The sequence below is a fragment of the Pseudomonas nicosulfuronedens genome (assembly GCF_005877905.1).
In the GTDB taxonomy this organism is placed as follows: Bacteria; Pseudomonadota; Gammaproteobacteria; order Pseudomonadales; family Pseudomonadaceae; genus Pseudomonas; species Pseudomonas nicosulfuronedens.
Window position 1 is genome coordinate 1 of the sequence record NZ_SWDV01000082.1, and the last position, 4,347, is coordinate 4,347.

Consider the following 4,347-nt stretch of genomic DNA (forward strand, 5'->3'; position numbering starts at 1 on the left):
GTTCTACCTAGTGCACTATCACGGCCTTCAAGTAAGCGAGATAAATCAGGCTCTTTCCAAAGCAAAAGGGGATGGCGGTCGCCTCGTTCTGGATCTCGATGACTCGAATGACTGGTCACATGTGTGGGCGATGGCAACCGGTATCGGGGCAAACGCGAAACGCCAGGGCGAAAGCATTTTCTGCATAAACAGGAACTGGTACATCTCGTTCACCAAGCAACTGAAGTGCACCCCAGAAGAGCTTGCACATAGCAAGCGTTTTGTCGTACGTCGCTCGGTTGAGGGCAGTCAACGCAATCCCGACATCAACCTCGGTGGTATTTCTTTCTTCGAGTATTCGCCGCCTGCAGCCCTGGTGCCGGGAGTGCTCACGATGAAGAAGGACCGCGATCTCTTTACCGATTACTTATTGGGTAGTGGCTGGACCGTACCGGACGAGTCGTTCACATGGTCGGAAGGTTATCGCGCGCTCATCTATCTACCGCCAGTCTCCAGCGGTAACCAAGTTGCTCTCGACCTAGGAGCGTTTGTTCCGCTTTCTGACTCTCATCAGAGAGTGACCGTTTCGGTCGACGGTGTCGAACAGGAAACCGTCGAATTTACTGCTACAGCGATGAGGCAGAAAGTCGAAATCAAGCAGACTGGGAAGAGCGGCGAGCCGACCCAGATTGCGCTGCAGATCGAGAAGCCTATCTCGCCGGTCAGTGTCGGGATGGGGCAGGACACTCGGCTGTTGGGGGTAGGCCTTTATGGGCTTGAAGTAACTCCCGCAACTGGTTCGAACTGACGGCACGATTGAGGTGCCCTCAGGTAGTGCGCGCTGATACCCAGGCCACTAGCGATGTGGTGCCGGTTGTAGCCGGCAGTGTGCGGTTCGTAGGCGAGTGCCGGCTCGGCGTTGCCGAGCCGGCCGTGATGATCTCTGTACATGGTCACTTCCGCGTGATCGGGATTTCTTCGGTTACGCGGCGAACTGTGCGGATGCCGATGTCAGACTCTGCTGAAATCTAGTTCACCGACAGGCCTTGGCCCGATAGTTTGCAGACGGCCGGTCGGTTTGGTCGGGCCTGACCACTTCGCTTGCGGCATATTTGTGCTCAGGAATTTCAGCTTACGGCTCCACGCGTCGAGGTACCGGCTTCCTAAGAGCGAAGACGGTGGCATGCGGCTGGAGGCAACAGTGAACGTGGCTCGGCAAAAGCAGTAGGGGCGATTTCTGTTCGGCCCTGCCTGCTGGATTCTGCGTGTTGAGTGGCCATCAGGTTGGTTTTGCTGGCGGTTCAGGTGGGGAGTCCGCTTGCTGTCCACCGGCGACGGTCGAATCTTGTTCTAGCCGCTGTCGCTGCCGGTACCGAACTCGCCCTGGATATGGTCAGCACATGCTGGGGTGAGATGGCGACCTGCCCGGCATAGCGCTATGATGCGCACCTTCTCAGAATGGAGGCAGAGATGCGCATCCTTGTTTTGATGTCCCCGGCAGTTTTGGCCGGCTGCTCGGCTCAACCCGACGATTTCAACTCCAACCCTCAGGCTAAGGCTGCTGGTCAGGTACTGCGTAAGGAATCCGGCGCGGAGCAGAGGGGCAGCCAGTGAAGATCAATTCGCTGACGGCGCTGCGCTTCTTTGCCGCCTTGGGCGTGTTCCTGCATCACTTCCATTTCTACGAGCACACCCAGAACGGATGGCTTCAGTACACCTATAAGGCTTTGTTTGAGGGGTTCGTGGGGGTCACCTTCTTCTACGTGCTATCCGGCTTCATTATTAGCTACAGCTACCACAACCAGGCAAAGCGACGTCCGTATACGACTGGCGAGTTCCTGTTCAACCGATTTGCGCGGTTGTACCCAGTGCATTTCCTGACGCTTGGTGCTGCGATCGCTGCTTATTACGGCGTCGCGAACCTCGGCGCGGTTGATGGGAAGGTGCTGGCCGTCAACGCAGCTTTGCTTCAGGCGTTCATTCCTGACCCGCTGTACTTCTTCAGCTTCAACGGTGTGTCATGGAGCATCTCCGTCGAAGTGTTCTTCTACGTGGCATTTATCGCCCTGTTCGTGCGCTTGCGCACCCGGTATCTGGCCATTCTGGGCGCTGCCCTGGCTTTGACTATCGCTTATCTGTTAGTGGGACCGCTGGCTAACCATCCTTTAAATAGCTGGACATTCTATATCAATCCTGCGTTCCGGGCAGTGGACTTCATCGCCGGTATGCTGATCTTCCGCGCATTCAGTAGCGGCCGGTTCCGGCCGTCCGCTGGACAAAGCAGCGTCATGGAGGTTGGCTCGCTGATCTTGTTGGCCGCCTTCGCCTATGTCGGCATGAAGCACGTCCCGATGACTTGGCGATACGACCTGTTCTATCTCTTGCCAATGATGCTCGTCGTGTGGGCCTTCTCCCACGGTAAAGGGATCGTCTCCCGTCTGATCAGCAACCGCCTGTTTGTCCTGCTTGGCGAGGCATCGTTCAGCCTATATATGGTTCACCAGATCGTTATCGCCCTCGCGCTGCGGAACTCTACGGTGAACATCGACGAGCCGAATCAGGTTCTCTGGTTCATCGGAGTTACCACCCTGACAGGCGTCGTGACTTCCGTGGCCATGTACGAAATGTACGAGAAGCCCATAAACGACTATCTCCGCAAAGCCTGGAAGCGTCGAAGCTCTCCAGGCTTGCAAACCGAGAAGCCCGCGTGAGTGGGTTTTCTTTTCAAGCAACCCATCCCGCAAAGCCGGCCATTGAGCCGGCTTTTTTCGTCTGGACAAAAGTGAATGACCACTCGCGGCGTTCGGAACAACAGTCCCGGAAACATCTACTACAACGCACGAAACGACTGGCAGGGCAACTCGGCCCGGAGCTGGGAGTGCAGAAGCTGCGCTTCGCCCGGTTCGACAGTCCGGAAAACGGTATCAGGGCGCTGGCCAAGCTGCTTCTGGCCTGCCGGGGCAAGAACGGAATGTCCGGCGTGCGCAGCCCTGGCACTGACGCCGTGCGTAAGACCATCCACAGTAGGGCGCCGGGCAACGAGAACGACATCGAAGCTTACATCGCTGCGGCGGCCAATTCACTGGGCGTGCAGCCCAACCAAGTGATCGAAATTCGGCTACCGAGGACTCTGCGCGGGGTGGTGGGCGCGCGGCGGCGTCGAAGTCGATCTGGTGCATGCTGCCGCAGTGCCAGGTGAACTGCTCGCCCAGGACCTCATCGGCGTCGTGGTAGCCCATGCTGCCAACTTTCGAGCAATGCGGGTAACGGCAGATCAGTTCGCCATCAGTGTCACGGCTGTATTGGTGCATGTCGTAGATAGCTCGTTAACCATTGCAGTCTCTCTGCTGCATGGCCGAGTCGATGGCGCGGCACTTCACTACCTGCGGCTCCTTTGCGCAGTTACTGCCGCGAACCGATAGAGACGGACAGCGTTTATCGCTCATGACCCCTTCCTCGACCTAGACGTCCTTCCGGTTTCCGTGCAAGACGTCGACGATTCTCTGACGGTCCTTGCGCAGCATGAATTTGAGACGTGTGGCGTCGGTGAATTAGTCATCACTGATCTCACTGCGCCGGAACAGTGGCGAGCGCAACGACCGCGCATACTGCGTCGTCTGGCAGCGTCTGCTGCCGCATGGTGCTGTACCTCTCCATCCTCGCCGCGCCATTGCCCTTGGTATCCCGGTGTGACAGCGATGCAGTGCTTCTTCATGAGCGTGAAGACATTCGGCGCCTGCCCAGTCTGGGCGGACCTTCAAGCAGCTTCACCTTCACGCCGATCTGGCGATCGTCCTCGTACACCACCAAGATGTCGAATTCGGCCATCTACGGGTAGCAAGTCCAGTCGGGCTAGGCGTTGAGCTGTTCGATGAGGGTCGCGCAGGGCTCGGCCTCGCTGGCTTCTTGTCATGCTGCATCTCGTTCTCGGCGCAGCGCAGATGGCGCAGTGGTTGATTTATCTGTACTCGGCACAGATCACAATGCTGCCGCTGCGCCGGCATCCGACGGGTAGGGGCGGACAAGCGGCCCTCGCGCTGACGGCTGTAGTTCCGGCAGTGGCTGACCTTGGGGGAGTACGTCGTCATGCCCACCGAACCTCGATCGCCTGCCGCCATTGCAGGACCGTCTCCGCCCGGAAGGGCCCAGCGGCGTAGAAAATGGGATGCATGAGTGGTTCTCGCGTGATGAGGAAGCTTTAGGGGATGGATAAAGTGGATAAGGAAAGGGCAGCTACGTGGCCGCTCGCGGCAGCGAGCGGTTGTTTCTGGATCTGGCCATCTGGCATGCTTCGCACCTAGATCGCTCTACTGACAAGGACTGCAAAACAGGTATTACGGTGCTTAAGAATTTAGATGTGAGAAATTT

3 protein-coding genes are annotated in these 4,347 nt (G+C 57.7%); all 3 read left to right on the plus strand.

Features of this window, described 5'->3' with window-relative positions; all coding sequences use genetic code 11:
- Positions 1–787: hypothetical protein (locus FAS41_RS30965; protein WP_218939148.1), on the plus strand; the 787-nt coding region annotated here is incomplete at its 5' end.
- An 802-nt stretch (positions 788–1,589) separates the two neighbouring features.
- A complete protein-coding gene (locus FAS41_RS30200; protein ID WP_171049593.1) occupies positions 1,590–2,690 on the plus strand; it encodes an acyltransferase family protein in 1,101 nt (366 codons plus the stop codon).
- Between the two features lie 167 nt (positions 2,691–2,857).
- On the plus strand, positions 2,858–3,178 hold the full coding sequence (locus FAS41_RS30205; RefSeq protein WP_138526940.1) for a hypothetical protein: 321 nt from the start codon (positions 2,858–2,860) through the stop codon (positions 3,176–3,178).
- Positions 3,179–4,347: the final 1,169 nt, after the last annotated feature.